Source organism: Variovorax sp. KBW07 (genome assembly GCF_003852515.1).
GTDB lineage: Bacteria > Pseudomonadota > Gammaproteobacteria > Burkholderiales > Burkholderiaceae_C > Variovorax.
In genome coordinates this window covers 43,058-69,507 of record NZ_QAJK01000120.1, presented here as the reverse complement: position 1 = coordinate 69,507, position 26,450 = coordinate 43,058, and the positions used below count along the sequence as shown (strand labels likewise).

Here is a 26,450-nt window from a genome sequence, read left to right as displayed (position 1 = left end):
AGTGCGCACGGGAACCCTGGGGCGGCCGGGCCGCAGGGGCAGCGTGCAAGCACATGTCGCACCGGGTCTTCCGAGCAGCCGCTTGGGAGCGTGGTGTACAGCCGCGATGGGCCCACGAGAGACGGTCGTACTTCCTAGAAGCAGCCATTCCCGGCGAGTCGAATCGCCATAGGGGCGCGCGCGCAAAACGCTCGACGCTCAATCGCATCGCCCACGGCTGCCTCGACATCAACCTCGATGTGCGTCGCATACCATGCAGGCAGCACTACCGGATTTTTTCTCAAGCGACTGCCCATAGTGCACCAGGATGCCTACGATGAAGAACGCAACGACTATGGGATTGAGATGGAAACATGACTGACGGCAGCAAGCCGCCGACATTCGCCTTGCCGCATGGTGTCCTCGATCAGACTCCAAACTCGCTCATCGTCGTCGCTGCCAGCGGAACGGGTGGAGACATATTTCCCTTCATCACACTGAGCCAGGGTCTCCTGGAACGCGGACATCGCGTGTTGATGCTGGTGCCTCAATTTCATGAGTCCATCGTTCTGGCGGCAGGCGTGCCTTGCCAAACCTTCGGAACCCATGATGAATGGCGAGCCCTGCTGAATGACCCAGACCTTTGGGATGAACGCAAGGGTTGGGGCGTGATATGGAGTCGGCTGGCGCCTCACCTTGGCGCCCTGCGTCAGCTCCTGCAGCAGTTTTCCGCCAATGACTCTTGCGTGGTGTTGAGTCACCCGATTCTGATTCCGATGGCAGCGTTGGCAAGGTCTGTTCGCCCGGACTTGCGCATTGTTGCGGGCCACCTGGCGCCATCAAACCTGTGCAGCAGTCACGACATGCTGACCGCCGGGTCATTGCGCATACCAGATTGGATCCCGATCAGTTGGCGGCAGGCGCTGTGGAAACTGATCCACAAGGGCTGGATCAATCCGGTCACATTGCCCAGCCTCAATGCCACGCGAGGCCAGATCGGGCAGCCTCCGGTGCCGCATTTTTTTGAGCACATGTTGACCGCGCCAAGTGCTTCGCTTGGATTTTTTCCAAACTGGTACGCAGCCGTTCAGCCAGATTGGCCGCAATCTTTCTCGGAAGGTGAGTTTGTCAGTACAACCGCGCAGGGCAAGGTGGCGTTCTCGCCCGAATTGGAGCAGTTCCTGTCCGGCGGCGCCCCGCCGATTGTTTTCACTCCGGGTACAGGGCATCAGCACGCTGCTCGGTATTTCAATACTGCGTTGAAGGCATTGAAGCGGCTGGGTCGGCGGGGGATCTTTGTCACCCCCCATGCTGCGCAACTGCCCGATCCACTGCCATCCTCCGTCATGTGGCAAGCACATGCGCCTTTCGCGTCACTGCTACCACGTGTGGCAGCGGTTGTGCACCACGGTGGCATTGGCACAACCGCCGACGCCTTTCGCGCGGGAACTCCTCAACTGATCGTGCCATTCGCCTACGATCAGTTTGACAACGGTCTTCGTGCCAAGCGACTGGGTGTCGCCGACGTACTGCAGGCAAAGCGTTTGTCCGTCGGGCGAATGCAAAAACGACTGGCCCATTTACTTGTCAGCCACGATGTCGCACAGGCATGCCGCGCCATCGCGCAAAAGATGGCGCAAAAGCACGAGTTGCCTTGGTTGCTGGATCGAATTGAAGCCGCGCTCTTCGGGGCGGCCGCAAGCCGAGGATGACCGAGTGAATTCACATTGCGCCCGCGCGATGACGCCCGGTGTTGGCCGATTCCCGCCGCAGAGTTACGCAACGTCCATCACTCAGATCCGCGCCGCCAATGTTTCGAGCATCTTGGCGAGGCCGCTGTCCGCTGAGCTATAGGGATGGTCGAAGTGCTCAACTTGCAGCCACTGTGCTTTCTGGCCGGGATGAACGTACTTCTCAAAATCGTCGACCAGCAATACTTGGCGGGGATCCACCGAGGCCGCTGACATCGTGAGCCGCCTACCTCCGCTCACTCTCCTGAAACAACGCCACAGCCTCCCTCGCCAGATCAGAGGCAATCCAAAGCAGATTGTCCCGATGCGCTTCCCCCGCATCTTCGAACCATCCATCGCCGGCGCCGTAGCAGCACCACAGCAATGAGTTCAGTTGCTCCAGCTTGTTCTCCAGCAGGTCCGCTGCACTCGGCGGGTTGGTGCCAGAAGATTCCAGCCGAGCAGGCCGGGCCATAATTCGTTTAGCCATTTGTTGTGCTCCTTCGAAGGTAATGCACGTCACTTGGTCAGACGGTCATGGTGTTCGCGCACCTTGGCCGTCGCCTTTTGTGCTTCACGTTCGCATCAATGCTCGTCGCATCGACAGCCCGCCGTGAAGCGAAGCGGTTCATTCATCCGTGGTGTGTCGTGTGTGCGGCCTTCCTCACCCACATAGCGGGTCGTTTCATCACAGGGGCATTCACTGTAGAGAACACCAGCCCGCCGCAGAAAAAACTTCTGCCGAGAAATGCTCGATTCGCTCAAGTAATCACTGCGCGGCAGCAGCGATACACAAAGCCCTGACAGTCAGTCGGTCAGTCAGCGCAAAAACAGAACAGCGCAGCAACCAGCAACTCAGCGCCCCCCGAATTCCCGCGCATGCTCCACCGCGTACTTGATGAGCTCGGCCTGCCCCTCGATCCCCAGCCGCCGCTTGATGCTCTGCCGGTGCGCCTCCACCGTGCGCACGCTCAAGCCCAGGTCGCGCGCAATCTGCTTGCTTGATTCGCCCCGGCCCAGCGCCGTAAGAATCTCGCTCTCGCGCGGCGTGAGCAGCGGCCGCGGCTCCTGGTTGCGAAACAGTTTTTTCGACACGGCCGGGCTCAGGAAGGTGCCGCCCGCGGACACGGCCTCGATGGCAGCGACGATCTCCGCGGCCGGCGCATCTTTCAGCACGTAGCCGCGCGCGCCCACCTGCAGGGCCTTCTGCACGTACTCGGGGTTGTCGTACATGCTGAGCATGACGATGTGCGGCGCGGGCTGGCGTTGCAGCAGCAGCGCCGCAAGGTCGATGCCGTTCATGTCCTTCATGCCGACATCCATCAGCAACAGGTCGGGCTGCACGGTGCCGACGAGCGCGAGCGCTTCGGCAGCGCTGCCGGCCTCGCCGACGATCTCCAGGTTGGGCATGCTGCCGAGCCGCGCGCGCAGCCCATCGCGCACGAGCGGATGGTCGTCGACAAGAAAAAGCCGGATGGTGTTCGTGGTGCTTGTCATGTGGATGCCGCTGCTTCGGCCCTCGCACTGCGGGTCGGTACTTCGGCCTCGATGGATGTGCGCCCCGCGTTGCTGCACATGGTGAGCCGCCCGCCGATGGATTCCATGCGCTCGCGCATGTTGCGCAGGCCGATGCCGCGCCGTGGGTCGAGCTGCACGGCGTCGATGTCGAAGCCGGTGCCGTCGTCGCTCACTTCGAGCCGCACGCCCTCTTCTTCGTCGAAGCTCAGCGAAATGTGCACGTGGCGCGCCTGCGCGTGCTTGCGCACGTTGGTCAGCGCCTCTTGCGTGAGCCGGAACAGCGCGGTCTTGACCTCGGGCGACAGCTCGAAGGCTTCGCCCTGCCGCATGATGGATGCATCGACGCCGCCGCCCTCTTCCCTGAACTCGTCGACCAGCCGTTCGAGCGCGGCGGGCAGGCCGAGCGTGTCGAGCAACGCGGGACGCAAGCGATGCGAGATGCGGCGCACCTCGAGCAGCGAATCGTTGAGCCGCTGCAGCGCCTTGCCGAGCGCGGGCGGCGTGGGCTGCTGCTGGCGGTCGAGCGAATCGACGGCCGATTCAATCAGCAGCTTGGCCGACACCAGCGTCTGGCTGGTGCCGTCGTGCAGCTCGCGTGCAAGGTGGCCGCGCTCTTCTTCCTGCGACTGCACGACGCGCCGTGCGAGCAGGCGCAGCTTGGCTTCGGCCGTGCGGTGTTCGCTGAGGTTGAGCAGCAGGCCGGCCGCGCTGACGACGCCCAGGCACAGCGCGGCAATGCCGGCAATCCACAGCAGCGTGGCGGTGACGTTGGCGTTCATCTGCCGGTCGAGCGTGTCCATGGTCGACTGGATGTCGTCCAGGTACAGGCCGGTGCCGACCATCCAGTTCCAGCGCGGCAGCGCGGTGACGTAGCCGAGCTTGGGCGCGGTCTGCGCGCTCGACGGCTTGCGCCATTCGTACTCGACGTAGCCGCCGCCTTTTTCCTGGGCGCCCTTGATCAGCTCCTGGATGGTGTAGCGGCCATTCGAATCGCGCAGCTCCCACAGGTTCTGGCCGACCAGTTCGGGCTGGCGCGAATGCATGAGCGAATTGCCCTGCAGGTCGTAGACGAAGAAGTAGCCGTCATCGCCATAGTCGAGCGAAGCCAACCGGCGCAAGGCTTCGTTGCGGGTGGCCTCGTCGTCCTGGCCCGATTCGTACAGGGGGCGCAGGTTGCTGATGGCCAGCTCGACGTAGCTGCGCAGCTCGCTGCGGCGCTGGGCCATGTAGCTGCGCTCGATGAGGGCGCGCTCGCGCTGCGCAAGGTCGTGCTCCTGGTGGCGCACCGCCAGGGCCACGAGCACCAATGCAATGAGCAAAGGTGCCACGGCAAGGGCAACGATCTTGGTACGGAGGTTCATCGGGGTGGAAGGCTACCACCGGGGCCTCAGGTATCGGTGGGTACCTCGTCCCAGTTCTTGCCGTAGCCGACCATCCAGCTCAGCGCATAGCGGCGCTCCAGGACGATGCCCGCGTCGAGGCCCGAGGGAATGGGCTGGCGGCGGAGCTGGGCATCGCGCACATGCCAGTGCTCGTCGAGCAGGCGGTGTTCTTCGTCGCTCACCTCGCCATCGGGCCGCAGGCTGGCGCTGGCGATGAAGTCGGCCGGCGACTGGCGGGCCTGCTGCACCAGCGGAATCTTCCAGATGTCGGCGCGCCGATGCGACGGCGGCAGCGTGGGAATGGCGCCCAGCGCCCAGGCCATCGGCAGCATGGCTTCGGCGCGCCATCCGAAGTTGACAAGGTCTTGCTGCGGCGGGCGCTGCGCGTTGAACACGAAGCGCAGTTCTTGGGGAGAAAGAAAGGCATCGATGCCATGTTCCCTGGCCCAGGCAATGCCCTGCTGCGCGATCTCTTCGCTGGCATTGGCGCGCCACACGACGGCGATCAGCGCCAGCAGGCGCTGCGCGACCTGCTCCGCGGTGCGGGGCACCCAGAGCTCTTCTTCTGCATCGTCTTCGTCTTGCGGCTGGGGCGGGTTCAACACGGCCTGCAGCGAACGCAGGACGATGGCGTCGCGCTCCGCGGGTTTCCGCAAGCAGGCGTTGAATGCGAAGTACAGAGGCCATTGCCATTTGCGGCCACTGGCATCGGTCCACACGACGCGCGAGCGGGTCTGGTCGCCGTACCAGATGGCGCGGGTGCGAACGCTGGTGGCATCGGGCACATGGTGCTTCACGACGTCCGCGCAATGCCTGCTGAACGCGGCCATGCCTTTCTTGAAGGCATCGCGTTCGTTCTGCCGGTCCCACCAGCGGCGAAGAAGGTTCATGGATTGGGTTCCAGGGGCGTGGTCAGTTCGCGGCCTTTGCTTCGCCCACCGGCAGCACAGCAGTCACCGTGAAGCCCCGCTGCGCGAGCAGCCCCGGCAGGCCACGCGGCCCCACCATGTGCAGCGCACCGACAGCGCCGAAGACGCGCTTGCCGCTCGCATGCAGTCGCTCGATGCCATCGGCAATGCCCGGGTTGCGGTCGTCGACGAGGCGCTTCCATTGCCGTTGCGCGGCGGAGGACTGGAGGCAATTGCACCAGTCGGCGTAGTTGGCCAGCATGTCCCGGTCGCCGCGCGCCCAGGCCTCGGCGAGTTCACGCAGTTGCCGGCGCGCGTTGCCCGACTCCAGCTGGTCCAGCATCTGGTCGACCTGTTCGGCCTCCCTGCTTCCGCCGTTGGCGCCGAGCAGCTTCATCTGGTCCGCGACTGTCTCGAGGGCCACCACGGGTTTGTTGGCGCTGCGTCCGAAGGCGGACAGGAAGATGTCGATGCCGAATTCCGCATAGAACCCGTCGGCGCGCCCGGCCAGCATGGTCAGCGCGATAGCCTGCAGAATGGGCTGCACCCGGTTGAGCCGGGCCTGCAACTCGTCGGTCGCGCAGGCCAGGGTCATCTGCCGTGCCATGCGCTGGCCGCGCTCGCCACTCAACAGCTTTTCCTTCGCGGCGGGTTCGGCCTGGCGGCTGGCGAGCGCACCCTTCATCGCCTCGGCATCCAGGAGGTTGATCTCCAGTGCAATGGTGTCGCTTTGCTGCAGCGCCGCCTTCACGGTCGGGCCGGGCATGACCCAATCGAACCTAGCGATGTGAATGGTCCCGTAGAGCCACGAGGTGCGGCCGTCTTTCTCGATGCGCCACAACAGGCCGCGATCGATGGCGCGGCGCGCGGCGGACTCCCATCCGGACTTGGGCAAGACATCCGTCGCGCTCGGCGGGCATGCACTGGCCCCGGGGCTTTCGGTGCTTGCGGCGTCGGCCACGACGGCGGTTGCAGCTGATGGCGCAGTCGCTGGCCCGGCCGGGGGCTCCGAGGCGAATGCGCTCGTGCAGCCGGCTATTGCGATGAGCGCACCCAGTGCAGCTGTCAAGATGGATGAAGACTTCATGGCGCCCAGTCTATGGTGGCGATTTCGTCGCAGCGGTTCAGCGCCCACGCAAGGTCTTGCGCATCGCCAATTACGGCGCACTCATGGACCTGCTGCAGCCCGATGCGCAACTGGTAGCAGCGCAACCGCTCGCCATGGCCAGCCGTCTCGCCGCTGCCGCCGGCAGCCTCGAAGAAGCGGGCCTGCTGGTCCATGCAGTCGAGCCAGGTGCGCCAGAAGAAGATGTTGGCCACGTCGTACAACGCATCGCCGAACAGGGCTTCGGACCAGTCGATCACGCCGGTGATGGCCTGGCCGTCGGTCAGCACGTTGTTGGCGCCGAAGTCGCCGTGCACAAGCTGGCGGGTCTCGGGGCAATGCGCGGCCAGCGCCAGCACTTCTTTCAGATGGCGGTCGATGCGCCGCATGCCGGCCCGTCCGGCGAGGCCCGCAACCGGCCGCCAGTCGAAGCGGGCCTCATCGGCGATGCAGGTCACAAAGCCGTGCCAGCTGGCGTGCTCGCCGATGCCGTCGGCATCGAAGCGGCCGTAGCCTTTTGTCGAAGCAAGGCTCGACGCGGCAATGGCATCCATCACACCTGCCACGGGGCCGACGATGGCCGGCAGCCGGGCGGGGGCGAGGTCTTGCAGCGTGACGCCGGGAGCGCGCCGGGAGACGCAATAGAACGGCCCTTCGTCGAGCCGGCCGATGGCGGTCACCTCGGGAACGGGCAGCCCGGGTGCCGCGAACCGGCGGGCGGCAAACGCATCTTTTTCAAAACCCCTGGCTTCGCGGTTGATGCGAACGACGTAGCCATCGCCCCGCCATTCGAAGGCAAAGGCCTGCGATTCCTCGCCCTCCACGAGCGGAACCAGTTCGGCAACGCCGGCCATGGTGCGCGTCAGCGCGGCGAGGATCGATGCGGGCAGGGCCTTGGTCTTTTTCACGGCCCGTATCGTAGGGCCGGTAGGGCCGCTAGGTGCGTGCGGGGCGTGCCCCTGAAGGCTCAGCGCCCCGTGGCGCCAACGGCCGTGGCCGGCATCGTCCGCCCAGTGAACTCGGTCGCGTAGTACAGCAGCGCCACGGTCACGAAGCCACCGCCCAGCAGGCTCAGCCCGGTCCAGCCATGGAAGGCGTACACGGCGGCCGCAATGCCCGAGGCCACGGCCGCGCAGAGGAAGATGAAGGTCATGAACAGGCCGTTGAGCCGTCCGCGCAATTCGGGTGCCAGCATGAAGAGGCTGCGGAAGTTGAGCACCTGGCACAACTGCACCGCGCCGTCGAGCAGAATGCCCGCCGCGACCAGCCCGGCCAGCGAATGGAAGTGCATCGACACGGCACCCAGCACGAAGGACAGCAGCGCGATGGCAATGGCCGCGCCGGTGGCGGGCCGGGTCAGGCCACGGTCGGCCAGCCGGCCGGCGACCGGGGCCAGCAGCGCGCCTGCCGCGCCCGCCAGCGCAAACAGCCCGATGCCGCGCTGGCCCATGCCGAACTCGTGCACCAGCGCCAGCGGCACTGCCGTCCAGAAGGCCTGGAACGCGGCGAACATCATTCCCTGGTACAGGCCGCGCCGGCGCAGCAGCGGCGTGTTCCACACGATGCCGGGCAGCGACGCCATGGTGCGCGCGTAGCCGATGGACGCATGCGGGCGCCGCTGGGGCAGCGCGCGCCACAGCACGGCAATGAGCAAGGCCATCAGCACGGCCGAGATCCAGAACACGGCGCGCCATCCCAGGCTGGCCGCCACCACGCTCGCGAAAGGCCGTGCCAGCATGATCCCGCCCAGCAGGCCGGCCATGATGTTGCCGACGACCTTGCCGCGCGTGGCCTCGGGCGCGAGGTGCGAGGCAAAGGGCAGCAGCACCTGCGCCGCGACAGCGCACACGCCGACCACGAAAGAAGCCGCGAGAAAGGTCGTGGCAGAGTCAGACAGCGCAATGCCCACCAGCCCGACGACGGCGCCGAACAGCGCTCCGAGGATGAGCCGCCGGTTCTCGACCACGTCGGCCAGCGGCACCAGCAGCAGCAGGCCCGCGCCGTAGCCGAGCTGGGTGAGCGTCATGATCAGCCCGGCAAGGCCGGCGTGCAGCTGCAGCGTTTCGGAGATGGGGCCGATCAGCGGCTGGGCGTAGTAGATGTTGGCGCAGCACAGGCCGCAGGCAATGGCGAAGACCAGCGTCAGCGCCGGGGACAGGCCGGTGTGGCTGGCGGAACTGGCATGGCTGGCGTCGTGCGCCTTGTCGGCCGCATCGGCCTTGGCCGACTGGGCTGCGTTGGGAAGGGGAGCGTCGGGCAGTGGCACGGAGGGCCTCGTTGGGCTATCAGAGGAGCCAAGGGTTAACCCTTGGCTCGGCACCATAGCACGGCAGGCTGACTTCTGCCTGCGCCCGTCAATGCAGGCTGGTCGGCCGGCCCGAGGCGACCCAGGCGTCGAGCCCGCCGGTCAGCGGCAGGGCACGGCGGGCGCCGCGCGCCAGCAGCACGCGCGCGGCCTGGGCGGCCGACACTTCGTTGGGGCAGTTGCAGTACAGCACCACGTCGCGTTCGGGGTCGATCGTCAGGTCGAGGGTGCGCTGTTGCAGCGCCTTGAGGGTGTACGGCAGCGCCCCCGGAATACGGCGCGGATCGACCTGTATGCCGGCCTTGCCGCGCACGTCGATGATGATCGGCGGCTGCTCGCCACTGAGCAGTTCGTGCAGCTCATCGACCGTGATGCGCGGCATGCCGGTGAGCCGCTTGAAAGCCAGCCGGCGCCAGTAGCGCACCGCCAGGATCACGACCAGCAGCACCGCCAGCGCGGCCGTGGCAATGCCGCCGGCCTGCGCCATGACGGCCAGCACTTCCTGGATCTGGTTGCGAAAGAGCCAGCCGAGGCCCAGGAACAGACCGGTCCAGACCAGCGCGGCGCCCACGTCGAAGCCGATGAAGCGCCGCACCGACATGCCCAGCGCACCGGCCATCGGCGGCGCCACCACCGACACGCCCGGCACGAACTTGGCGGCCACCAGGGACAGGCCGCCCCAGTCGGTGATGAGCGATTCGCCGCGCCGCACGCACGAGTCGGGCGACAGCGAAATGCGGCACAGCAGGCGCATGAAGCGGTAGCCGAAGCGCCGGCCGGCATAGAACCAGGCCCCGTCGCCCAGCAGGTTGGCGACCACGGCGGCCAGCACCACGCCGGCCACCGAGACATCGCCCGCCGCCAGCAGCGCACCGGTCACCACCAGCACGGCGGCGGCCGGCACCGGCAGCCCGAGGCGGGCCGCGAAGCTCACGACGAACACCACCAGGATCGCGTTCTGCACCAGCAGCGACATCAGCTGTGCCATGGCAGCCTTCGGGTCGGTGCGGGGAGGGTTCGCGTTGGAGAAATGGGGTTCATGCCACCCGCGATTCTCCAGCATGGCCCATGAACGTACCGCGCATGGGCCATTTGCAGGCCACCGGTTCAGCCGGCCCGCGACACACTGAAACCGAAGGTGTTCACTCCACCCGCGCTGGACGCGCTCACCTGCCCGCCATGCATGCTCGCCACCGCCTTCACGATGGCCAGGCCCAGGCCGTGGCCGTGGTGTTCGCCGCCGTCGTTGCGCGCGGCATCGACGCGGTAGAAGCGGTCGAACAGATGCTGCAGGTGCGGCTCGCCGATGGCGGCGCCGGGGTTGGACACGGTGATCCAGGTGGCGGCCGTTTCTTCGCGCAGCGCCACGGTAATGCGCGCGCCCGGCTTCGAGTGCTCGATGGCGTTCTGCAGCAGGTTCGACATGGCGCGCCGGAACAAGGCGCTTTCGAGCCGGGCTTCGGCCAGCACGTCGCCTTCGATGGCAACTTGCGCGCGGGTTTCGTCGAGCACGAACTCGAAGAACTCGATGGTCTTGCGCACCTCCTGCGCCACGGGCGTGAGCACCAGCCCGGTGGCCACTTCGCCGCGGTCGGCGCGCGCAAGAAACAGCATATCGTTGACGATGGACCGCACACGCTCCAGGTCTTCGAGGTTGGCCTGCAGCACCTCCTGGAACTCGCCCGCGCTGCGCTGGCGCGACAGCGCCACCTGGGTGCTGCCGATCAGGTTGGCCAGCGGCGTGCGCAGCTCGTGGGCCACGTCGGCGTTGAAGGCTTCGAGCTGGGCATAGGCTTCTTCGAGCCGGCTGAGCGCGCCGTTGAAGGCCTCGGCCAGCGCCGACAGCTCGACCGGCAGCGCGGTGGTCTGCAGGCGCTGCGACAGCGTCTTGGGCCGCAGCGCCTGCGCCTCCGTCGACAGCAGCTCCAGCGGCCGCAGCCCCACCCGCGCGATCCAGTAGCCCGCCATGGCCACCACGAGCACCGCGCCGAGCCCCAGCGACACGAGCGCGGTCAAAAAGGTCTGGCGCGTGCGCGCATAAGGCTCGACATTGCGGCCGACGATCAATCGCACGGCCGGCCGCTGCTCGTTCGCGGGGATGCGCACCGACAGCGTCCGGAACGGCCGCTCCTGCCCGGGCAGCAGAACGCTGCTGGAGCGGCCGTCGGCTTCGCGGGCCAGGCCGTCGATCTCGGCCAGGCCCTTGCCGTACTGGAAGCGCGGGTCGTCGCTCAGCACCCAGAAGCGCACGCTGCCGTCTTCGGGCGTGAGCGTGTCCATGCGGGCCTGCACGCGCGCCCAGCGTTCGGGGGTGCCGATGGCCTTGATCCAGAACTGCAGGTTCCGCAAGGTGGTGTCGAGTTCTTCGTACTGGTGCCGCTCGAGCTCGCGGGCCAGCACGCTGTGCAGCGCGAAGCCGGCCAGCGCGAAGGTCGCGAGCGCCACCGCGGCGAACATGAGGACCAGCCGCGCGGTGATGGAGCCTTTCACTGATGCCACAGGTGCCACGGGTGTCACGGGGCGCCGCCCTCCCCCTGGCCCTCTTCGCCCTCGCGCAGCTCCATCACGTAGCCCATGCCGCGGATGGTGTGCAACAACTTGGGGCTGAAGGGCACGTCGATCTTGTCGCGCAGCCGCTTGATGGCCACCTCGACCACGTTGGTGTTGCTGTCGAAGTTCATGTCCCACACCAGCTCGGCAATGGCGGTCTTCGAGAGAATCTCGCCCTGGCGCCGTGCCAGCACCGCGAGCAGCGCAAATTCCTTGGCCGTGAGGTCGATGCGCGTGCTGCCCCTGAAAGCCTTGCGCGCCAGCAGGTCGACCTGCAGGTCGGCCATGCGCAGCTGCATCGGCTCCTGCTTGCGGCCGCGCCGGTTGAGCGCCTGCAGCCGGGCCAGCAGTTCGAGAAACGAAAACGGCTTGATGAGGTAATCGTCCGCGCCTTCGTGCAGGCCCTTGATGCGGTCTTCCACGCGGTCGCGGGCGGTGAGCATGATCACCGGCGTCTGCTTGACGGCACGCAGCGCGCGCAGCACCGAAAAGCCGTCTTGCCCCGGCAGCATGACGTCGAGCACGATCACGTCGTAGTCGTGCGTCAGCGCCAGGTGCTGGCCGTCGATGCCGTTGTGCGCCATGTCGACCGCGCAGCCCTGCTCGGTCAACCCCTTGGAGAGGTAGTCCGCGGTTCTGAGTTCGTCTTCGACTATCAGTATCTTCATGGCGTTGCGATGTCCCTGGTCGCTGCGTTCAACCGGTGCTCATCCGGTGCTCATCCGTGGGCCTCGGCGGCGGCCGGCGGCGCCTCGCCCGAGACACCCGAACCACCCGGCCTGGCCGCCTTGCGGGCCTTGCGCGCTTCCTTGCGGCGCAAGTACCAGTAGTGGGCGCGGTCGAGGTACAGGTACACCACCGGGGTCGTGAACAGCGTGAGCGCCTGCGAGAGTATCAGCCCGCCGACCATCGCGTAGCCCAGCGGCCGGCGCAGCTCGGAGCCGGAGCCATGGCCCAGCATCAGCGGCAGGCCCGAGAGCAGCGCGCACATCGTCGTCATCATGATCGGGCGAAAGCGCAGCAGGCAGGCCTGGTAGATGGCGTCGTGCGGCGACATGCCCTGCTCGCGCTCGGCCTTGAGCGCGAAGTCGATCATCATGATGCCGTTCTTCTTCACGATGCCGATCAGCAGGATGATGCCGATGAGCGCGATCACGCTCAGGTCGTAGCCGCCGGCCATCAGTATCAGCAGCGCGCCCACGCCGGCCGAGGGCAGCGTCGACAGAATGGTCAGCGGGTGGATGTAGCTCTCGTACAAGAGGCCCAGCACGATGTACACCGCCACCAGCGCCGCGGCAATCAGGTAGGGCTGCGAGGCCAGCGAATCCTGGAAGGCCTGCGCCGTGCCCTGGAACGAACCGGTCAGCGACTGCGGCAGGCCCATGTCGGCCTGCGCCTTGTTGATGGCGTTCACCGCATCGCCCAGCGCATGGCCCGGCGCGAGGTTGAACGAAATCGTCACCGCCGGAAACTGCCCCTGGTGGCTGATCGACAGGTAGGCCGTCTTGCTGGTGTCGACCTTCACAAAGGTCGACAGCGGCACCTGCTGCCCGGTGAGCGGCGAGTTCAGGTACAGCTTGCTGAAGAGCGCCGGGTCTTGCTGCAGCGCGGGCGTCACTTCAAGCACCACGTGGTAGCTGTTGAGCTGCGTGAAGTACTGCGCCACCTGGCGCTGGCCGATGGCGTCGTACAGCGTGGCGTCGATGGTGGCCGGCGAAATGCCGAAGCTCGATGCGCGGTCGCGGTCGATGGTCAGCACGGCCGATGCGGCGGCGTTCTGCTGGTCCGATGCCAGGTCGGTAATTTCGGGCAGCTGCTTGAAGCGCGCGAGCAGTTGCGGCGCCCAGGTGTTCAGCTCGTCGAGGTTGGCATCGGTCACCGTGTACTGGTACTGCGTGCGCGACGAGCGGCCACCCACGCGAATGTCCTGCCCCGCCTGCAGGAACAGGTTCACACCCTGCACCTTGGCCAGCTGCGGGCGCAGCCGCGCAATGATCTCGTCGGCGGTGGCCGTGCGGCCTTCGTCCTTGGGCTTCAGGCTGATGTAGAAGTTGCCGGTGTTGTAGGTCGACGAACTGCCGTTCATGCCGAAGCCGGTGATGTCCGGGTCTTTGCGCACCACGTCGGCCAGCTCCAGCATGCGGGCGTTCATCGACGCGAACGAGGCGTCTTGCGCCGACTCCGCAAAGCCCGAAATGAAGCCCGTGTCCTGCTGCGGAAAGAAGCCCTTGGGAATCACCGCGAACAGCACGCCGGTGGCGGCCACCGTGGCAATGAACACCATCAGCGTGATGAACTGGTGGTCGAGCACCACGTGCAACCCGCGCTTGTAGCCGTTGAGCATGGCGTCGAAGCCGCGCTCGAACAGCTGGTACAGCCGCCCGTGCTTGTTGCCGTGCTCGTTCTTCAAGAAGCGCGAGCACAGCATGGGCGTGAGCGTGAGCGAAATCACCACGCTCACCACGATGGTCAGCGTGACGGTTACCGCGAACTCGCGGAACAGCCGGCCGACGATGCCGCCCATCAGCAGCAGCGGAATGAACACCGCGACGAGCGACACGGAAATCGAGATGATGGTGAAGCCGATTTCGCTCGCGCCCTTGTACGCGGCCTCCACCGCCGACATGCCCTCTTCGACGTAGCGGTAGATGTTCTCCAGCATCACGATGGCGTCGTCGACCACGAAGCCGACCGCGATGGTCAGCGCCATGAGCGAGAGGTTGTCCAGGCTGTAGCCCAGCAGGTACATCACCGCCACGGTGCCCAGCAATGCGAGCGGCACGGTCACGCTGGGAATGAGCGTGGCTGGCACGTTGCGCAGGAACACGAAGATCACCGCCACCACCAGCGCAATGGTCAGCAGCAGCGTGAACTCCACGTCCTTCACCGATGCGCGAATGGTCTGCGTGCGGTCGATGATGGCGTTGACGTCCACCGTCGGTGGAATCGACGCCTTCAGCCGCGGCAGCGCGGCGTTGATGCGGTCCACCGTTTCAATCACGTTGGCGCCCGGCTGCTTGGTGATGGCCAGCACGATGGAGCGGCCGTTCTGCACGCTGCTGCCTTCGGGCGCGGCGGCGCCGGCATAGGCCCAGCCGGCGATCTTGGCGTTTTCGGGGCCATCGACCGCCACGCCCAGGTCGCGCACGCGAATGGGCGCGCCGTTGCGGTAGGCCAGCACCACGTCGTTCCACGGTTGCGCCTTCAGCAACTGGTCATTCGTGTAGACGGTGAAGCTCTGGTTCGGCCCGTCGATGGTGCCCTTGGGCGCGTTGACCGTGGCCGACGAGAGCACGGTGCGCACGTCTTCCAGGCTCAGGCCCAGCGCGGCAAGCTTGGCCGGGTCGAGCTGCACGCGCACCGCGGGCTTTTGCGCACCGCCGATGTTGACCAGCCCCACGCCGGATATCTGCGAGATCTGCTGCGCCAGGATGTTGTCGGCGTAGTCGTTCACCTCGGTCAGCGGCAGCGTCTTCGACTGCACCGACAAAATCAGGATGGGCGAGTCGGCCGGGTTCACCTTGCGAAAGGTCGGCGGGCTCGGCAGGTTGGCGGGCAGCTGGCCGGTGGAAGCATTGATGGCCGCCTGCACGTCGAGTGCGGCGGCGTCGATGCTGCGGTCGAGGTCGAACTGCAGCGTGATCTGCGTGGAGCCGAGGCCGCTGGTCGAGGTCATCTGCGAAAGCCCCGCGATCAGCGAGAACTGCCGCTCCAGCGGCTGCGCCACGTTCGACGCCATGGTCTCCGGGCTGGCGCCCGGCAGGTTGGCCGACACCTGGATGGTCGGAAAGTCGACCTGCGGCAACGGCGCCACCGGCAGCAGCGGAAACACCGCCGCACCGACCAGCAGAATGGCGAGCGCCAGCAGCGTGGTGCCGATGGGGCGCTTGATGAAGGCGGCGGAAATGCTCAATTGCGGCTCCCGCTGCGCGTGGTGCCGGTGGTGCCCTGGCTGGCGACCTGCTTGCCGTCCGCGCCCTTCCGCGCGGGCGGCGGCTCGACGATGGTGGCGCCGGGCTTGAGCTTGTACTGGCCATCGACCACCACGCGCTGGCCGGCGGCAAGGCCCTTGTCGATCACGGCCGTGCCGTCGGCAATCTGCACCACGTGCACCGGCACGTTGCTGGCCTTGTTCTGGTCATCGACCACCCAGACGTAGGTGTCGTCCTGTCCTCGCTGGATGGCGGCAGCGGGCACGGTGAGCGAATCGGGACGGCGGTCGAGCTGCAACCGCACGTTGACGTACTGGCCGGGCCACAGCGTGTGCTGCGGGTTGGCGAAGCTGCCCTTCAGCTGCACGGTGCCGCTGGCAGTGTCGATCTGGTTGTTCAGCAGGATCAGCTTGCCGGTGCCCAGCATCTGGTTGCCGGCGCGGTCGAAAGCCGTGACCGACAGCGGCTGCGCGCCCTGTTGCTGCTGCACGCGGTTGATGTCCTGCACCGCGTCTTCGGGCAGCGTGAACTGCACGGCGATGGGGTCGATCTGGTTGATGACGACCAGGCCGTTGGCATCGGCCGCATGAACGATGTTGCCGGGGTCGACCAGCCGTGCGCCGACGCGCCCGTTCATGGGCGAGGCGATGCGCGTAAAGCTCAGTTGCACCTCGGCGTATTGCACCTGCGCGGCATCGTTCTGCACGGAAGCTTCGAGCTGGTTGACCAGGGCCTTCTGCGTGTCGACCTGCTGCCGGGTGGCGGCATCTTGCGCGAGCAGCGTGGTGTAGCGCTGCAGGTCGGCGCGGGCGTTGGTGAGCTGGGCCTGGTCCCTGGCCCTGGTGGCCTGCGCCTGCGCAAGCTGCGCCTGCAGGGTGCGAGGGTCGAGTTGGGCCAGCAGCTGGCCGGCCTTCACGTCCTGCCCTTCGACAAAGCCGACCTTGTCGAGCTGCCCGTCGATGCGCGCCTTGACCGTGACCGTGGCCATCGAGGCGACGGTGCCGATGCCCGAGCGATAGACCTGCACTTCCTGCTGCCTGACGCGCGTGGTGGTTACCTGCACCGGCGGGGTCTTGGATGCTTCGGCCGTGGCGGCATGGGCGGTGTGGTGGTTGATTGCCCAGATGCCGCCGCCCAGCACGGCCGCGAGCGTGGCGGCTGCGAGCCAGGTGGATCGGCGCTGGAAGAAAGCGGGGGCGGGGGCGGTGGTGGCTGCTGCTGTGGTCGTCGTCATGGCATCAATTCCCGGAAGTCGTTTGCGCGGCGGTCCAGCCACCGCCCGTGGCCGCGATGAGCGCGACGCTGGCAGAAAGCTGGCGGCCCAGCACCTGCGCGGCCGTGCGCTGGTTGGTGAGCGACAGCGTCTGCGCCGTCACCACGCTAAGGTAGGTGGCGGTGCCGGCGCGGTACTGGCTCAGCGCCAGGCGCTCGGCAAGTTGCGAGGCCTGCACGGCCTGCGCCTGCAGGCCCGATTCGTTGTCGAGCACGCGCAGGGTGGCCAGGTTGTCTTCGACCTGCTGGAAGCCGCTCAGCACGGTCTGTTTGTATTGCGCGACCGATGCGTCGTAGGCGGCCACGGCCTGGTCGCTGTGCGCCTGCCGCAGGCCGCCGTCGAACACGGTCTGCGCCAGCGCCGCGCCGAGCGACCACACGCGGCTGGGCGTGTTGAAGAGCGACGCCAGGTTGGCCGCGCTGAAACCGCCGCTGGCACTGAGCACGATCTGCGGAAAGAAAGCCGCCTTGGCAACGCCGATGTTGGCGTTGGCCGCCTGCACGCGGCGCTCGGCGCCGGCGATGTCAGGGCGGCGCTCGAGCAGCTCGGAAGGCAAACCCGCCGGTGCGACCGGCAACTGCACATGCAGCGCGGCGGCCGACGACAGCGATTGCGCCGTGGGTGGCTGCGCGGCCGATGCGAGCGGCGACAAGGAGAACGATGCGGGCGCCTGCCCGGTCAGCACGGCGATGGCGTGTTCGAGCTGGCTGCGCTGTGCTTCGAGGTCGACCGCCTGGGCTTGCGCCGTACGCAACTGGCTCTCGGCCAGCGCCACGTCGGAACGCAGCACGGTGCCGGCGGCGTACTGGTGCTGCGTGAGCTCCAGCGCCTTGGCATAGGCCGCGGTGGTGCTGGCGTACAGGTCGCGCTGCAGGTCGATCACGCGCAGCTGCAAGTAGTCTTGCGCAAGCGTGGTCTGGATGCTGAGCCGCGCACCGGCCAGGTCGTCGGCGCTGGCCTGCGCATTGGCGTTGCCGGCCTCGACCGAGCGCCGCACGGCGCCCCACAGGTCGGGCTCCCAGCTGGCGCCCAGGCCAAGGGTGTCGGTGGTGCCGAGCTTGACGGCGCCGGTGCTGTTGCTCTGCGCCCGCGTGGCGCCGGCGTTGAGGCCGATGGTGGGGAAAAAGTTGGCGCGCGCCGCGGCGGTGATGGCCTGCGCTTCGCGGTACTGGGCCTCGGCCTGACGGATGTTCTGGTTGGCCGCGTTGGCCTGCGCGATCAACGCGCCGAGCGTGCTGTCGCCGTAGGCGTCCCACCATGGGTGGGTGGCGTCGATGGCCTGCGGCGTGGCGGTTTTCCAGGGGCCGGCCGCTTCCTCCTTGAAGGCGGCCGGCACGTCCATTTGCGGCCGGACGTAGTCGGGGCCGACGGCGCAGCCCGCGAGGAGCAACGCAGCGAGCGCAACGGCTGTCGGCGCGAGCGCCCTGCGCGAAAAGGGGTTGGCGGGAGAAGAGAGAACCATGATGGGTTCACTCTAGGAACACCCGTCAAACCCCTCGCTGTCGTCTGACTGACAGTTCTGACAGTTTCGGGTTTTGCCCGGCCTTGCCTCGCCTTCCGGCCTTGCTCCTGCCTTGCTCCCTCCCCAGCTGGGGGAGGGTTGGGGTGGGGGCACGACGGCATGCGAAAAAACGCAGCGCCTCTTCGAAGGCCTGCCCCCATCCCAACCTTCCCCCAAAGGGGGAAGGAGCAATACAAACTCAGCGCGGGGCGTCGCCCTTGCGGTACTCCGCCGTCAACTCGTCCAGCTTCTGCTTCAACGCCGGCTCGATCGTGTATTCCGCCGCCGCAACGGTCGCGTCCAGTTGCTCCGGCCGGCTCGCACCCAGCAGCGGCGCGGTGATCAGCGGATTCGCCATCACCCACGCCACGGCCAGCGTCGCGAGCGGCACGCCCGCCTCATCGGCCAGCTTGTGCAGTTGCGTCACTGTGTTGAAGCTGCGCTCGTTCCAGTACCGGTCCTGGTACATGCCGCCGGCCGTACCAAGCGTGAAGCGCGTGTTGTCTTCCGGCTTGGCGCCGGCCTTGTACTTGCCGGTCAGCAGGCCACCGGCCAGCGGGTTGTAGGGAATGACGCCCAGGCCCTCTTCACCCGCCAGCGGCAGCAGCTCGCGTTCGATCTCGCGGAACAGCAGGCTGTAGCGCGGCTGCACCGACACGAATCGCGTGAGCTTGTGCAGCTCGGACTTGCCGAGCGCGCGCGCCAGCCGGTAGGCCAGGAAGTTGGACACGCCGATGTAGCGCGCGCGGCCCGACCTCACGATGATGTCGAGCGCCTCCAGGCTTTCTTCGAGCGGCGTCTCGCGGTCGTCCATGTGCAGCTGGTACAGGTCGACGTGGTCGGTCTTCAGCCGCTTGAGCGAGAGGTCGATGGCATCGAGCAGATGCTTGCGCGATGCGCCCTGGTCCCAGGGGTTGGGGCCGACCTTGTTGACGGCCTTGGTGGCGACCACGAAGCGGCGGCGGCCGGCCGGGCCCTGCTTTTCGAGCCAGTTGCCGATGATCTCCTCGGTGCGGCCGGTGGTCTCGACGGTGCCGCCCAGCGGGTACACGTCGGCGGTGTCGAGAAAGTTGATGCCGGCGTCGGCCGCCTTGTCCAGGATCTGGTGCGACACCGTCTCGTCGGTCTGCAGGCCGAAAGTCATGGTGCCCAGGGCAAGGCGGGACACGGTCAGGCCGGTGCGGCCGAGCCGCGTGGTGGGAATGCTCATGGTGTTTTCGCTCTGAGAGGGGGAGAAAAGGGCGGCGGCCATCATAGACACGGCCGCGCGATCCTGCAGGCAGCGCGGGCTTCAGGCGGTCTCTGGATGTACGCCGGGCGCGCCGCGCTCCACGGAAAAGCGGGCCATGGCCTGCACACCCGAATCGGCCTGCTTCACGTCGTCGACCGCGCGAAACTCCACCGCGCAGCCGCGTGCGTCGAGCGTCATGAGCGCATAGCCGCGCTTGTCGGCACGGCCGTAGCGCAGGCGCGGATTCTTGCCGAGCATGTTCGCCACGCTGGCGGCGCTCGGCCCCTCGGAGGTGATGGCGCCGCAGACGAACTCGGTCGCCACGACGGGGCGCTCCACACCCTGCTCCGCGCCCTGCCGCAGGTCGGCCGCCCAGAAGGCATGCACGTCGCCGCTGACGACCAGAGCGCTGCCGCCGTTCGCCTTGTTCCCGGCCACGCCGTCGAGCAGGCGCGCGCGGGCCGCGGCATAACCGTCCCAGCCGTCCATCCAGTAGCCGTGGTCGGTGCCGCGCTTGCGGTCGGCCTCGGCCAGCAGCGTGGGCTGCGCGATGACGGTCCAGCGCGCCGGCGGTGCCGCCAGCTCGCGTGCCAGCCACGCCTCTTGCGCCGCGCCGAAAAGGCTGCGCCCGGGCGCCCACCGGTCCGCGCAGTCCGCCAGCGGCGAGGCGCTGCGGCCCGTAACGCAGGCGTGGTGCGAGCGGTACTGGCGCCCATCGGTCAGCAGCAGGTCGAGCATGCGACCGAAGCGATGCGTGCCGTAGATGGTCGCGTCGGCGCCGCGCGGACGCATGCTCGCGGGCACGGGCATGTGCTCGTACCAGGCCTGGTACGCGGCCGCCCGGATCGCGAGCAACTGCGCCGGGTCGGCGATGCGCGGTGACACGTCGTTGGTGTAGTCGTTCGCCACCTCGTGGTCGTCCCAGGTCACGAGCCACGGAAAGGCGGCGTGCGCGGCCTGCAGGTGCGGGTCGGTCTTGTAGAGCGCGTAGCGGTCGCGGAACGCGGACAGTTGCGTGGGAACGCCGCCCTCGTGGTGGCGCACGTGGCGCGAGCCCCGGGAGCTCTCGTAGATGTAGTCGCCCAGGTGCACGACGAAGTCGAGCGGCTGCGCGGCCATGTCGCGGTAGGCGGCGTAGTAGCCCTCTTCATACTGCTGGCAGGAGGCGACGGCGAAGCGCACCGGCCGGGTGGCTTCATCGGTTTCGGTCGGCGTGGTGCGCGTGCGTCCGATGGGGCTGTTCGCGCCGGCGGCCGCAAAGCGATACCAGTACGGCCGGCCCGGCAGCAGCCCGCGCACTTCGACGTGCACCGAGTGCGCGAACGCTTCGACCGCGGTGGCCGAGCCCTTGGCCACGACACGCCTGAAGCCTTCGTCGTCCGCAACCTCCCAGCGCACCTCGGCCGGTGCGCTGCCCATGCCGCCACCTTTCAACGGATCGGGCGCGAGCCGCGTCCACAGCACGAAGCCGTCGGGCCGCGGCGCACCCGAGGCCACGCCCAGCGTGAACAGATCGCGTGACGCATCCTGCGCATGCAGCCGCAGAAACGGATGGCCCAGCGACGCGGCGGCCAGCCCGCCGCACAGGAGGCGCCGGCGCGAGAGTTGTAGTAGTTGTTGTTGCAGTTTCATTCGCACGCGACGCTGTCCACATGGCTCATCCACGGCAATATCGTTCGCCTCGCTCGCTCCTGTCAACCCGGCGGTTCACGACCGGGACTGCCGCGCCACCACCGTGACGCGCGCCGTCATGTACGGGTGCACCGAGCAGGCGTAGTCGTACACGCCCGGCTTGTCGAAGCTGCGGGCAAAGGCCTTGCCGGGCAGCAGCAGGTCGATGCCCGTCGTGCCGTCCTTGAAGACCACGCCGTGCGGCGCGCCGTCGTCGTTCTGCCAGGTCAGGGTCTGGCCGACGCTGATGGTGATCTGCGCGGGCTCGAAGGCGAAGTTGCGGATGGCCACGTGCGCCGATCCGGCGGCATGCCCACTCTGCGAGGTGCTCTGCGAGGTGCCTTGCGAGTTACCTTGTGAAGCGCCCGTGCGCTGCACCGCGATCTTGCGCGGCGCGTTGCCCACGGCCACGGTGCGCATCGGCCCGCCCGCCAGGTCGACCACGCTGACGTCGTTGGAGCCCTCATTGCTCACCCACAGCTTCTTGCCGTCGGCCGAGAGGTCGAGCCAGTGCGGCTGCTTGCCCACGCCGATGCTGCGCACCGCCGTGCGCGCGGCGGGGTCGAACAGCATCACTTCGCCGGGGCCCTGCACCACCACCACGCCGCTTGCCATGCCGGCGAAATGCTGGGCGATGTGCGGCGAGACACCGGTGGGAATCGCCTTGCCCCACTGGTTGGTTGCCGCGTCCAGCACCTGCACCGCCGGCACGCCCGCCAGCGTGAGGTACAGCGCCTTGCCGTCGGGGCCGAACTCCAGGTCGCGCGGCGCCTTGTCGAGCGGCAGCTCGGTGACCACCTTGCGCGCCGCCAGGTCGATGACGACGAGCGCGAAATGCCCCGGCTCCTGCGACGCCACGTAGGCCAGCCGCCCATCGGGCTGCACGGCGATGGTGTGCGGCTTGGGCACCGGCACGCTGGCGCTCACGGCATGCGTCGCGGTGTCGATGAAGGCCATGCGGTCGTCGCCGTTGACCGCCACCAGCAGCCACTTGCCGTCGGGCGTGAGCGCCAGGCCCTGCGGCCCTTTGCCGACGTCGATGCTGCGCGCCACGCGGTCGGAGGCGGTGTCGATCTGGCTCACCGCCGACGCGCTGGAGCCGCTGACATACACATCGCGGCCGTTGGCGGAAACCACGATGCCGTCCGGCCCGGCGGCAACGGGCACGGTGGCGATGACGGCTTCGCTGCCGGTATCGATCACGCTGACGGTGCTGTCCTTGAAGTTGCCTACGTAGGCCTTGGGGCCGGCGGCGGAAGCCGTGGCGGCGAAGGCGGACAGGGCCGCGAGCGCAATGAGGATGCGGGTGAGTCGGGTGAATCGAATGAAGCGAGACGTGGCGGTCATGGTGAAAAACTCCTGGTGAAGCGCAAAATCTGCACAGGGCATGACGCATGGCGTGCCCTGCTTATTCCCTGCAGGTCGTTGAAAAAAAGTGGGAATAAAGCGCGGGGCCGCCACGTCATGCAGGAAGAAGAAGCCCATTGATCGACCGCACACGCCAGTTCGAAGCCGCCGCGCTGCCGCATCTCGATGCGGCGTGGAACCTTGCGCGCTGGCTTCTGCGCGACGACCAATTGGCCGACGACGCGGTGCAGGAGGCGTACCTGCGCGCGTTCCGTTTCTTCGACGGATTGCGCGGCTAGAGCGCGCGGCCATGGCTGCTCGGCATCGTGCGCAATGCCTGCTACGACTGGATGCGGCAGAACCGGCAGTTGGCCGACCAGGTGGAATTCGATGAGCTGCGCGACAGCGAATCGGCAGGCGCGCCGGCTTCGGCCGATGCGGGCGATCCGGCGCGGCTGTGGGAACAGCGCGCGCAAGGCGAGCGCGTCAACGCCGCCATCGACGCATTGCCGCCGGTCTACCGCGAGGTCATCGTGCTGCGCGAACTGGAAGAGATGCGCTACGAAGACATCGCACGCATTGCCGGCGTGCCGCTGGGCACGGTGATGTCGCGCCTGTCGCGCGCACGCGCCCTGCTGCGCGACAGCCTGCGCGCGGAACGCCCCGGCGGCTCGGGAGAAAGGACACACCATGCAGGCTTCTGACAACGACGAACTGGGCCCGCTGATTCGCCGGCATGCGCAGCGGCACGCACCGCCCGAGGGGCTGGCGGAGCGCATCCGCCAGTCGGTGCGGGCCGAGGCGGCCGCCGCTGCGCCGGTACCGGTGTCGGTGTCAGCACCGCCTCGAAAGACACGCGACGCATGGAAGGGCCTGGCCTGGTTCGGCACCGGCGCGGCAACGGCATGGGGCCTGGCGCTCGTCCTGCTGGCGAGCCCGGTGCCACCGCAGGACGTGCTCGCCGAAGCGGTCACGGGCAACCACGTGCGCTCGTTGATGGCATCGCACCTGGCCGACGTGGCCTCGTCCGACCAGCACACGGTGAAGCCGTGGTTTGCGGGCAAGCTCGATTTCTCGCCGCCCGTGGTCGACCTGGCGGCCGAAGGCTTTCCGCTGACGGGCGGGCGGCTCGACTACCTCGATGGGCGCACGGTGGCCGCATTGGTCTACCGGTCGGGGCCGCACGTCATCAATCTCTTTTATTGGCCCGCGGCGGCGGATGCCAAGCCGGCGGCGCCTGTGCTCTCCACCAGGCAGGGCTACCAGCTCATGCGCTGGACCCAGGGCGGCATGCAGGCCTGGGCGGTGTCGGACCTGAATGCGGCCGAGCTGCAGAACTTCGCGTCGCTGATGCGCGAGCGCACCGCGCCGGCCGTCGCGCGCCCCTAGCCCTCAGTGGACGGTGGCGCGAGCGGAACTCAGCAGGCCACCGTGCTCGGCTGCCGCGCCTCGGCGCGCGCGCTGGCAATGGCCCAGCCGAACACGCCCATGCCCGCCAGCGCCAGCAATGCGCCGACCCAGCCGGTCGAGGTCCAGCCCAGGCCCGCGGCAATGGCCACGCCGCCGAGCCACGCGCCCAGCGCATTGGCCATGTTGAAGGCCGAATGGTTGAGCGCGGCGGCCAGCGTTTGCGCATCGCCGGCCACGTCCATCAGGCGGATCTGCAGGGCCGGGCCGATGGCGACGGTGGTGCCGATCAGGAACACGTTGAACGCCGCTGTGTACACGTTGTGCGCCGCGAAGGTGAACATCGCCAGCACCAGCGCCGCGTAGACCAGCAGGCCGCCGATGGTGCGCATCAGCGACTTGTCGGCCAGCCGCGAACCGACCAGGTTGCCCATGACCATGCCGAGGCCGAACAGCGCGAGCACGAAAGGCACGCCGCCCAGCGGCAGGCCGGCCACTTCGGTGAGCGTGGGCTTGATGTAGCTGAACACCGCGAACATGCCGCCGAAGCCGATGGCGCCGATGCCGAGCGTGAACCACACCTGCTTGCGCTTGAGCGCGCCGAGTTCGCGCCACGGGCTGGCGCCCGCGGGTGCCGCGATGTCGGGAATGTCGCGGCGCAGCAGCACTACGGCGACCAGCGCGATGACGCCGACGAACACGAAGGCCGCGCGCCAGCCGAAGAGCTGGCCGAGCCATGCGGCAATGGGCACCCCGACCAGCGTGGCGCCGGTGAGCCCCAGCATCACGAGGCCCACGGCGCGGGCCCGGCGCCCCGGCGGCGCGAGCGTGGCGGCCACGAGTGCCGCAACCCCGAAGTAGGTGCCGTGCGGCAGCCCTGTCGCAAAGCGCAGCAGGTTCAGCGACATGTAGCCCGGCGCCAATGCGCTGGCGAAGTTGCCGGCGGCGAACACGGCCATGAGCGCGATGAGCAATGCGCGGCGGCCCCAGCCGGCGGCCAGCACCGCCAGCACGGGTGCGCCGATGACCACGCCGAGCGCATAGGCGCTGATGACGTGGCCGGCCTGGGGAATGCTGACGTCGATGTCTTTCGCGACTTCGGGCAGCAAGCCCATGATGACGAACTCGCCGGTGCCGATGGCAAAGCCGCCGACGCCGAGCGCGAGCACCGCCCTCAGGAAATTGGGGGGCGATGTGGCCGACGCAGGCGTCGAAGAGGAAGAGGAAGCGGAAATGTCGGTGTCCGCGCTGTCCAGCGCGGGTGGGGAGGCGTTCACGGCCAGGCTCCTGGGAGGATGCCCGGCGGCGACGGGCAGAGCCGCGATTTTAGGGTAAACCCTGAAATCGTGCCGATACGCAGATGCCGGACGCCCTGTATCGGCGTGGCTTTGCGGGCACTGCCCAGAGGGGTCAGATGGCCACGAGCTGGCGCACACCCTGCGCTTCCATGTCCTTGCCCAGGCCACGGGCAATGACTTCGCCGCGCTCCATGACGAGGTAGTCGTCGGCCAGCTCCTGCGCAAAATCGTAGTACTGCTCGCAGAGCACGATGGCCATGTCGCCGCGGTCGGCGAGCATGCGGATGACGCGGCCGATGTCCTTGATGATGCTGGGCTGGATGCCTTCGGTGGGCTCGTCGAGGATGAGCAGCCTGGGCTTGGGCGCAAGGGCGCGCGCAATGGCGAGCTGCTGTTGCTGGCCGCCGGAGAGGTCGCCGCCTCTTCTGTTGATCATCTGCTTGAGCACGGGGAACAGTTCGTACAGCTCGGCGGGAATGGGCGTGCTGCCGCTCTTGTAGGCCAGGCCCATGCGCAGGTTTTCTTCTACCGTGAGCCTTGCGAAAATTTCTCTGCCCTGCGGGACGAAGCCTATGCCTGCTCTTGCGCGGTCGTAGGGCGTGGCCTTCTGGATGGGCTTGCCTTCGAGTTCGATGCTGCCGCTCTTGATGGGGACGAGGCCCATAAGCGATTTCAGCAGCGTGGTCTTGCCTACGCCGTTGCGGCCGAGCAGCACGGTGACCTTGCCGAGGGTGGCCTGGAAGCTCACGTCTCTTAGGATGTGGGAGCCGCCGTAGTACTGGTGGATGTTTTTTACTGTCAGCATTTTGGGACGCCTTCCTTTTGACTTTGGCAGAGGCGCCCGGTACGCGGCACGGCGCGCTCAGCCCCGCTGTGCCGGCCCTTCGGGCTTCCCTGCGGTGCTCGCGTTTCGCGGGGTCTCGCAGAACTCGCTGCGCTCAAACAGCTGCGAGCCCTGATCCGCGAAACGCTGCGCTCCTCGGCGGCCCAGAGGGGCTGAGCGCGCCGTGCCGCATACCGGGCGCTTGCCGTGGCGTTGAGGCTGCTGCCCTCACCCCAACCCTCTCCCGAAGGGAGAGGGAGGAATACATGGGGACAAGGCGCCGAAGAGGGGCGATCAACTACGGCGCTGAATAAGGCGATGGAGGTTGAGTCCTTGGGCGGCCGTTGAGGCACCGCCGAGCAGCGGAGCGATGGGCGGATCAGGGCTCGCAGCTGTTTGAGCGAAGCGAGTTCTGCGAGACCCCGCCCGTCGTGAGCAGCGCAGGGAAGCCCGAAGGGCCGGTGACGTCGGCCGCCCAAGGACTCAACCT

23 protein-coding genes are annotated in these 26,450 nt (G+C 67.6%); 4 read left to right on the top strand and 19 right to left on the bottom strand.

Going from position 1 to position 26,450, the window contains the following annotated elements; all coding sequences use genetic code 11:
• Positions 1–353: 353 nt before the first annotated feature.
• Positions 354–1,691: a glycosyltransferase gene (locus DBV14_RS22615; protein ID WP_124462275.1), complete on the top strand. Its 1,338-nt coding sequence runs from the start codon at positions 354–356 to the stop codon at positions 1,689–1,691.
• Positions 1,692–1,772: 81 nt separating this feature from the next.
• Here DBV14_RS22615 and DBV14_RS33490 read toward each other — a convergent pair whose 3' ends face one another.
• The 17 genes from DBV14_RS33490 to DBV14_RS22535 all read right to left on the bottom strand — a co-directional run bounded on the left by DBV14_RS33490 (position 1,773) and on the right by DBV14_RS22535 (position 22,432).
• Positions 1,773–1,946 carry a hypothetical protein gene (locus DBV14_RS33490; RefSeq protein WP_185546093.1) on the bottom strand — a complete coding sequence of 58 codons (174 nt, stop codon included), beginning with the start codon at positions 1,944–1,946 and terminating at the stop codon, positions 1,773–1,775.
• 10 nt (positions 1,947–1,956) lie between these two features.
• The gene (locus tag DBV14_RS22610; RefSeq protein ID WP_124462273.1) at positions 1,957–2,199 is read right to left on the bottom strand and encodes a hypothetical protein; all 243 of its coding nucleotides are present in this window, start codon (positions 2,197–2,199) and stop codon (positions 1,957–1,959) included.
• Positions 2,200–2,564: 365 nt separating this feature from the next.
• The gene (locus tag DBV14_RS22605) at positions 2,565–3,206 is read right to left on the bottom strand and encodes a response regulator transcription factor (protein WP_124462271.1); all 642 of its coding nucleotides are present in this window, start codon (positions 3,204–3,206) and stop codon (positions 2,565–2,567) included.
• Positions 3,203–4,588, bottom strand: coding sequence for a cache domain-containing protein (locus tag DBV14_RS22600; RefSeq protein WP_124462269.1), 1,386 nt, complete (start codon positions 4,586–4,588; stop codon positions 3,203–3,205). The genes DBV14_RS22605 and DBV14_RS22600 overlap by 4 nt, the downstream gene beginning before the upstream one ends.
• A 26-nt stretch (positions 4,589–4,614) precedes the next feature.
• A complete protein-coding gene (locus tag DBV14_RS22595) occupies positions 4,615–5,499 on the bottom strand; it encodes a DUF4272 domain-containing protein (protein ID WP_221621909.1) in 885 nt (294 codons plus the stop codon).
• A gap of 22 nt (positions 5,500–5,521) precedes the next feature.
• Positions 5,522–6,478, bottom strand: a complete 957-nt coding sequence (locus DBV14_RS22590) for a TraB/GumN family protein (RefSeq protein ID WP_260397189.1) — start codon at positions 6,476–6,478, stop codon at positions 5,522–5,524.
• Positions 6,479–6,600: 122 nt separating this feature from the next.
• Positions 6,601–7,530 carry a phosphotransferase family protein gene (locus tag DBV14_RS22585; protein ID WP_124462265.1) on the bottom strand — a complete coding sequence of 310 codons (930 nt, stop codon included), beginning with the start codon at positions 7,528–7,530 and terminating at the stop codon, positions 6,601–6,603.
• Between the two features lie 59 nt (positions 7,531–7,589).
• On the bottom strand, positions 7,590–8,888 hold the full coding sequence (locus DBV14_RS22580; RefSeq protein ID WP_311732858.1) for an MFS transporter: 1,299 nt from the start codon (positions 8,886–8,888) through the stop codon (positions 7,590–7,592).
• A gap of 88 nt (positions 8,889–8,976) precedes the next feature.
• A complete protein-coding gene (locus tag DBV14_RS22575) occupies positions 8,977–9,915 on the bottom strand; it encodes a DedA family protein/thiosulfate sulfurtransferase GlpE (RefSeq protein ID WP_124462263.1) in 939 nt (312 codons plus the stop codon).
• 119 nt (positions 9,916–10,034) lie between these two features.
• On the bottom strand, positions 10,035–11,417 hold the full coding sequence (locus tag DBV14_RS22570) for a heavy metal sensor histidine kinase (protein ID WP_124462261.1): 1,383 nt from the start codon (positions 11,415–11,417) through the stop codon (positions 10,035–10,037).
• A 23-nt stretch (positions 11,418–11,440) separates the two neighbouring features.
• The gene (locus DBV14_RS22565) at positions 11,441–12,145 is read right to left on the bottom strand and encodes a heavy metal response regulator transcription factor (protein ID WP_124462259.1); all 705 of its coding nucleotides are present in this window, start codon (positions 12,143–12,145) and stop codon (positions 11,441–11,443) included.
• A 50-nt stretch (positions 12,146–12,195) separates the two neighbouring features.
• Entirely contained in the window at positions 12,196–15,390 is a 3,195-nt protein-coding gene (locus DBV14_RS22560) for an efflux RND transporter permease subunit (protein ID WP_124462257.1), read from the bottom strand.
• The gene (locus DBV14_RS22555; RefSeq protein WP_124462255.1) at positions 15,387–16,643 is read right to left on the bottom strand and encodes an efflux RND transporter periplasmic adaptor subunit; all 1,257 of its coding nucleotides are present in this window, start codon (positions 16,641–16,643) and stop codon (positions 15,387–15,389) included. The genes DBV14_RS22560 and DBV14_RS22555 overlap by 4 nt, the downstream gene beginning before the upstream one ends.
• A gap of 4 nt (positions 16,644–16,647) precedes the next feature.
• Positions 16,648–18,144, bottom strand: coding sequence for an efflux transporter outer membrane subunit (locus tag DBV14_RS22550; RefSeq protein WP_124462253.1), 1,497 nt, complete (start codon positions 18,142–18,144; stop codon positions 16,648–16,650).
• 238 nt (positions 18,145–18,382) lie between these two features.
• Positions 18,383–19,393: an aldo/keto reductase gene (locus tag DBV14_RS22545; RefSeq protein ID WP_124462251.1), complete on the bottom strand. Its 1,011-nt coding sequence runs from the start codon at positions 19,391–19,393 to the stop codon at positions 18,383–18,385.
• Between the two features lie 81 nt (positions 19,394–19,474).
• Complete coding sequence (locus DBV14_RS22540) at positions 19,475–21,046, bottom strand: alkaline phosphatase (protein WP_124462250.1); 1,572 nt, start codon at positions 21,044–21,046, stop codon at positions 19,475–19,477.
• Positions 21,047–21,121: 75 nt separating this feature from the next.
• Positions 21,122–22,432, bottom strand: a complete 1,311-nt coding sequence (locus DBV14_RS22535; protein ID WP_260397188.1) for a plastocyanin/azurin family copper-binding protein — start codon at positions 22,430–22,432, stop codon at positions 21,122–21,124.
• Positions 22,433–22,569: 137 nt separating this feature from the next.
• Here DBV14_RS22535 and DBV14_RS34005 point away from each other — a divergent pair, with 137 nt between their 5' ends.
• Genes DBV14_RS34005 through DBV14_RS22525 form a run of 3 tightly spaced genes read left to right on the top strand, consistent with a single transcriptional unit; the run spans position 22,570 to position 23,821 of the window.
• Positions 22,570–22,731 (top strand): sigma factor, encoded by a 162-nt coding sequence (locus DBV14_RS34005; protein WP_260397187.1) that lies wholly within the window; start codon positions 22,570–22,572, stop codon positions 22,729–22,731.
• Positions 22,732–22,746: 15 nt separating this feature from the next.
• Entirely contained in the window at positions 22,747–23,136 is a 390-nt protein-coding gene (locus DBV14_RS22530) for a sigma-70 family RNA polymerase sigma factor (protein WP_260397192.1), read from the top strand.
• On the top strand, positions 23,123–23,821 hold the full coding sequence (locus DBV14_RS22525) for an anti-sigma factor (RefSeq protein ID WP_124462247.1): 699 nt from the start codon (positions 23,123–23,125) through the stop codon (positions 23,819–23,821). Before DBV14_RS22530 ends, DBV14_RS22525 begins: the two co-directional genes overlap by 14 nt.
• 29 nt (positions 23,822–23,850) lie before the next feature.
• On the opposite strand, the gene DBV14_RS22520 is transcribed toward DBV14_RS22525, so the two are convergent.
• Positions 23,851–25,116, bottom strand: coding sequence for an MFS transporter (locus tag DBV14_RS22520; protein ID WP_124462245.1), 1,266 nt, complete (start codon positions 25,114–25,116; stop codon positions 23,851–23,853).
• Between the two features lie 133 nt (positions 25,117–25,249).
• On the bottom strand, positions 25,250–25,942 hold the full coding sequence (urtE, locus tag DBV14_RS22515; RefSeq protein WP_124462243.1) for an urea ABC transporter ATP-binding subunit UrtE: 693 nt from the start codon (positions 25,940–25,942) through the stop codon (positions 25,250–25,252).
• Positions 25,943–26,450: the final 508 nt, after the last annotated feature.

Coding starts and splice junctions, on each gene's coding strand:
- DBV14_RS22550 (WP_124462253.1), bottom strand. CDS start 18,144: ATGGTTCTCTCTTCTCCCGCCAACCCCTTTTCGCGCAGGGCGCTCGCG.
- DBV14_RS22525 (WP_124462247.1), top strand. CDS start 23,123: ATGCAGGCTTCTGACAACGACGAACTGGGCCCGCTGATTCGCCGGCAT.
- DBV14_RS22540 (WP_124462250.1), bottom strand. CDS start 21,046: ATGAAACTGCAACAACAACTACTACAACTCTCGCGCCGGCGCCTCCTG.
- DBV14_RS22545 (WP_124462251.1), bottom strand. CDS start 19,393: ATGAGCATTCCCACCACGCGGCTCGGCCGCACCGGCCTGACCGTGTCC.
- DBV14_RS22610 (WP_124462273.1), bottom strand. CDS start 2,199: ATGGCTAAACGAATTATGGCCCGGCCTGCTCGGCTGGAATCTTCTGGC.
- DBV14_RS22595 (WP_221621909.1), bottom strand. CDS start 5,499: ATGAACCTTCTTCGCCGCTGGTGGGACCGGCAGAACGAACGCGATGCC.
- DBV14_RS22600 (WP_124462269.1), bottom strand. CDS start 4,588: ATGAACCTCCGTACCAAGATCGTTGCCCTTGCCGTGGCACCTTTGCTC.
- DBV14_RS22555 (WP_124462255.1), bottom strand. CDS start 16,643: ATGACGACGACCACAGCAGCAGCCACCACCGCCCCCGCCCCCGCTTTC.
- DBV14_RS22605 (WP_124462271.1), bottom strand. CDS start 3,206: ATGACAAGCACCACGAACACCATCCGGCTTTTTCTTGTCGACGACCAT.
- DBV14_RS22565 (WP_124462259.1), bottom strand. CDS start 12,145: ATGAAGATACTGATAGTCGAAGACGAACTCAGAACCGCGGACTACCTC.
- DBV14_RS33490 (WP_185546093.1), bottom strand. CDS start 1,946: ATGTCAGCGGCCTCGGTGGATCCCCGCCAAGTATTGCTGGTCGACGAT.
- DBV14_RS22615 (WP_124462275.1), top strand. CDS start 354: ATGACTGACGGCAGCAAGCCGCCGACATTCGCCTTGCCGCATGGTGTC.
- DBV14_RS22535 (WP_260397188.1), bottom strand. CDS start 22,432: ATGACCGCCACGTCTCGCTTCATTCGATTCACCCGACTCACCCGCATC.
- DBV14_RS22575 (WP_124462263.1), bottom strand. CDS start 9,915: ATGGCACAGCTGATGTCGCTGCTGGTGCAGAACGCGATCCTGGTGGTG.
- urtE (WP_124462243.1), bottom strand. CDS start 25,942: ATGCTGACAGTAAAAAACATCCACCAGTACTACGGCGGCTCCCACATC.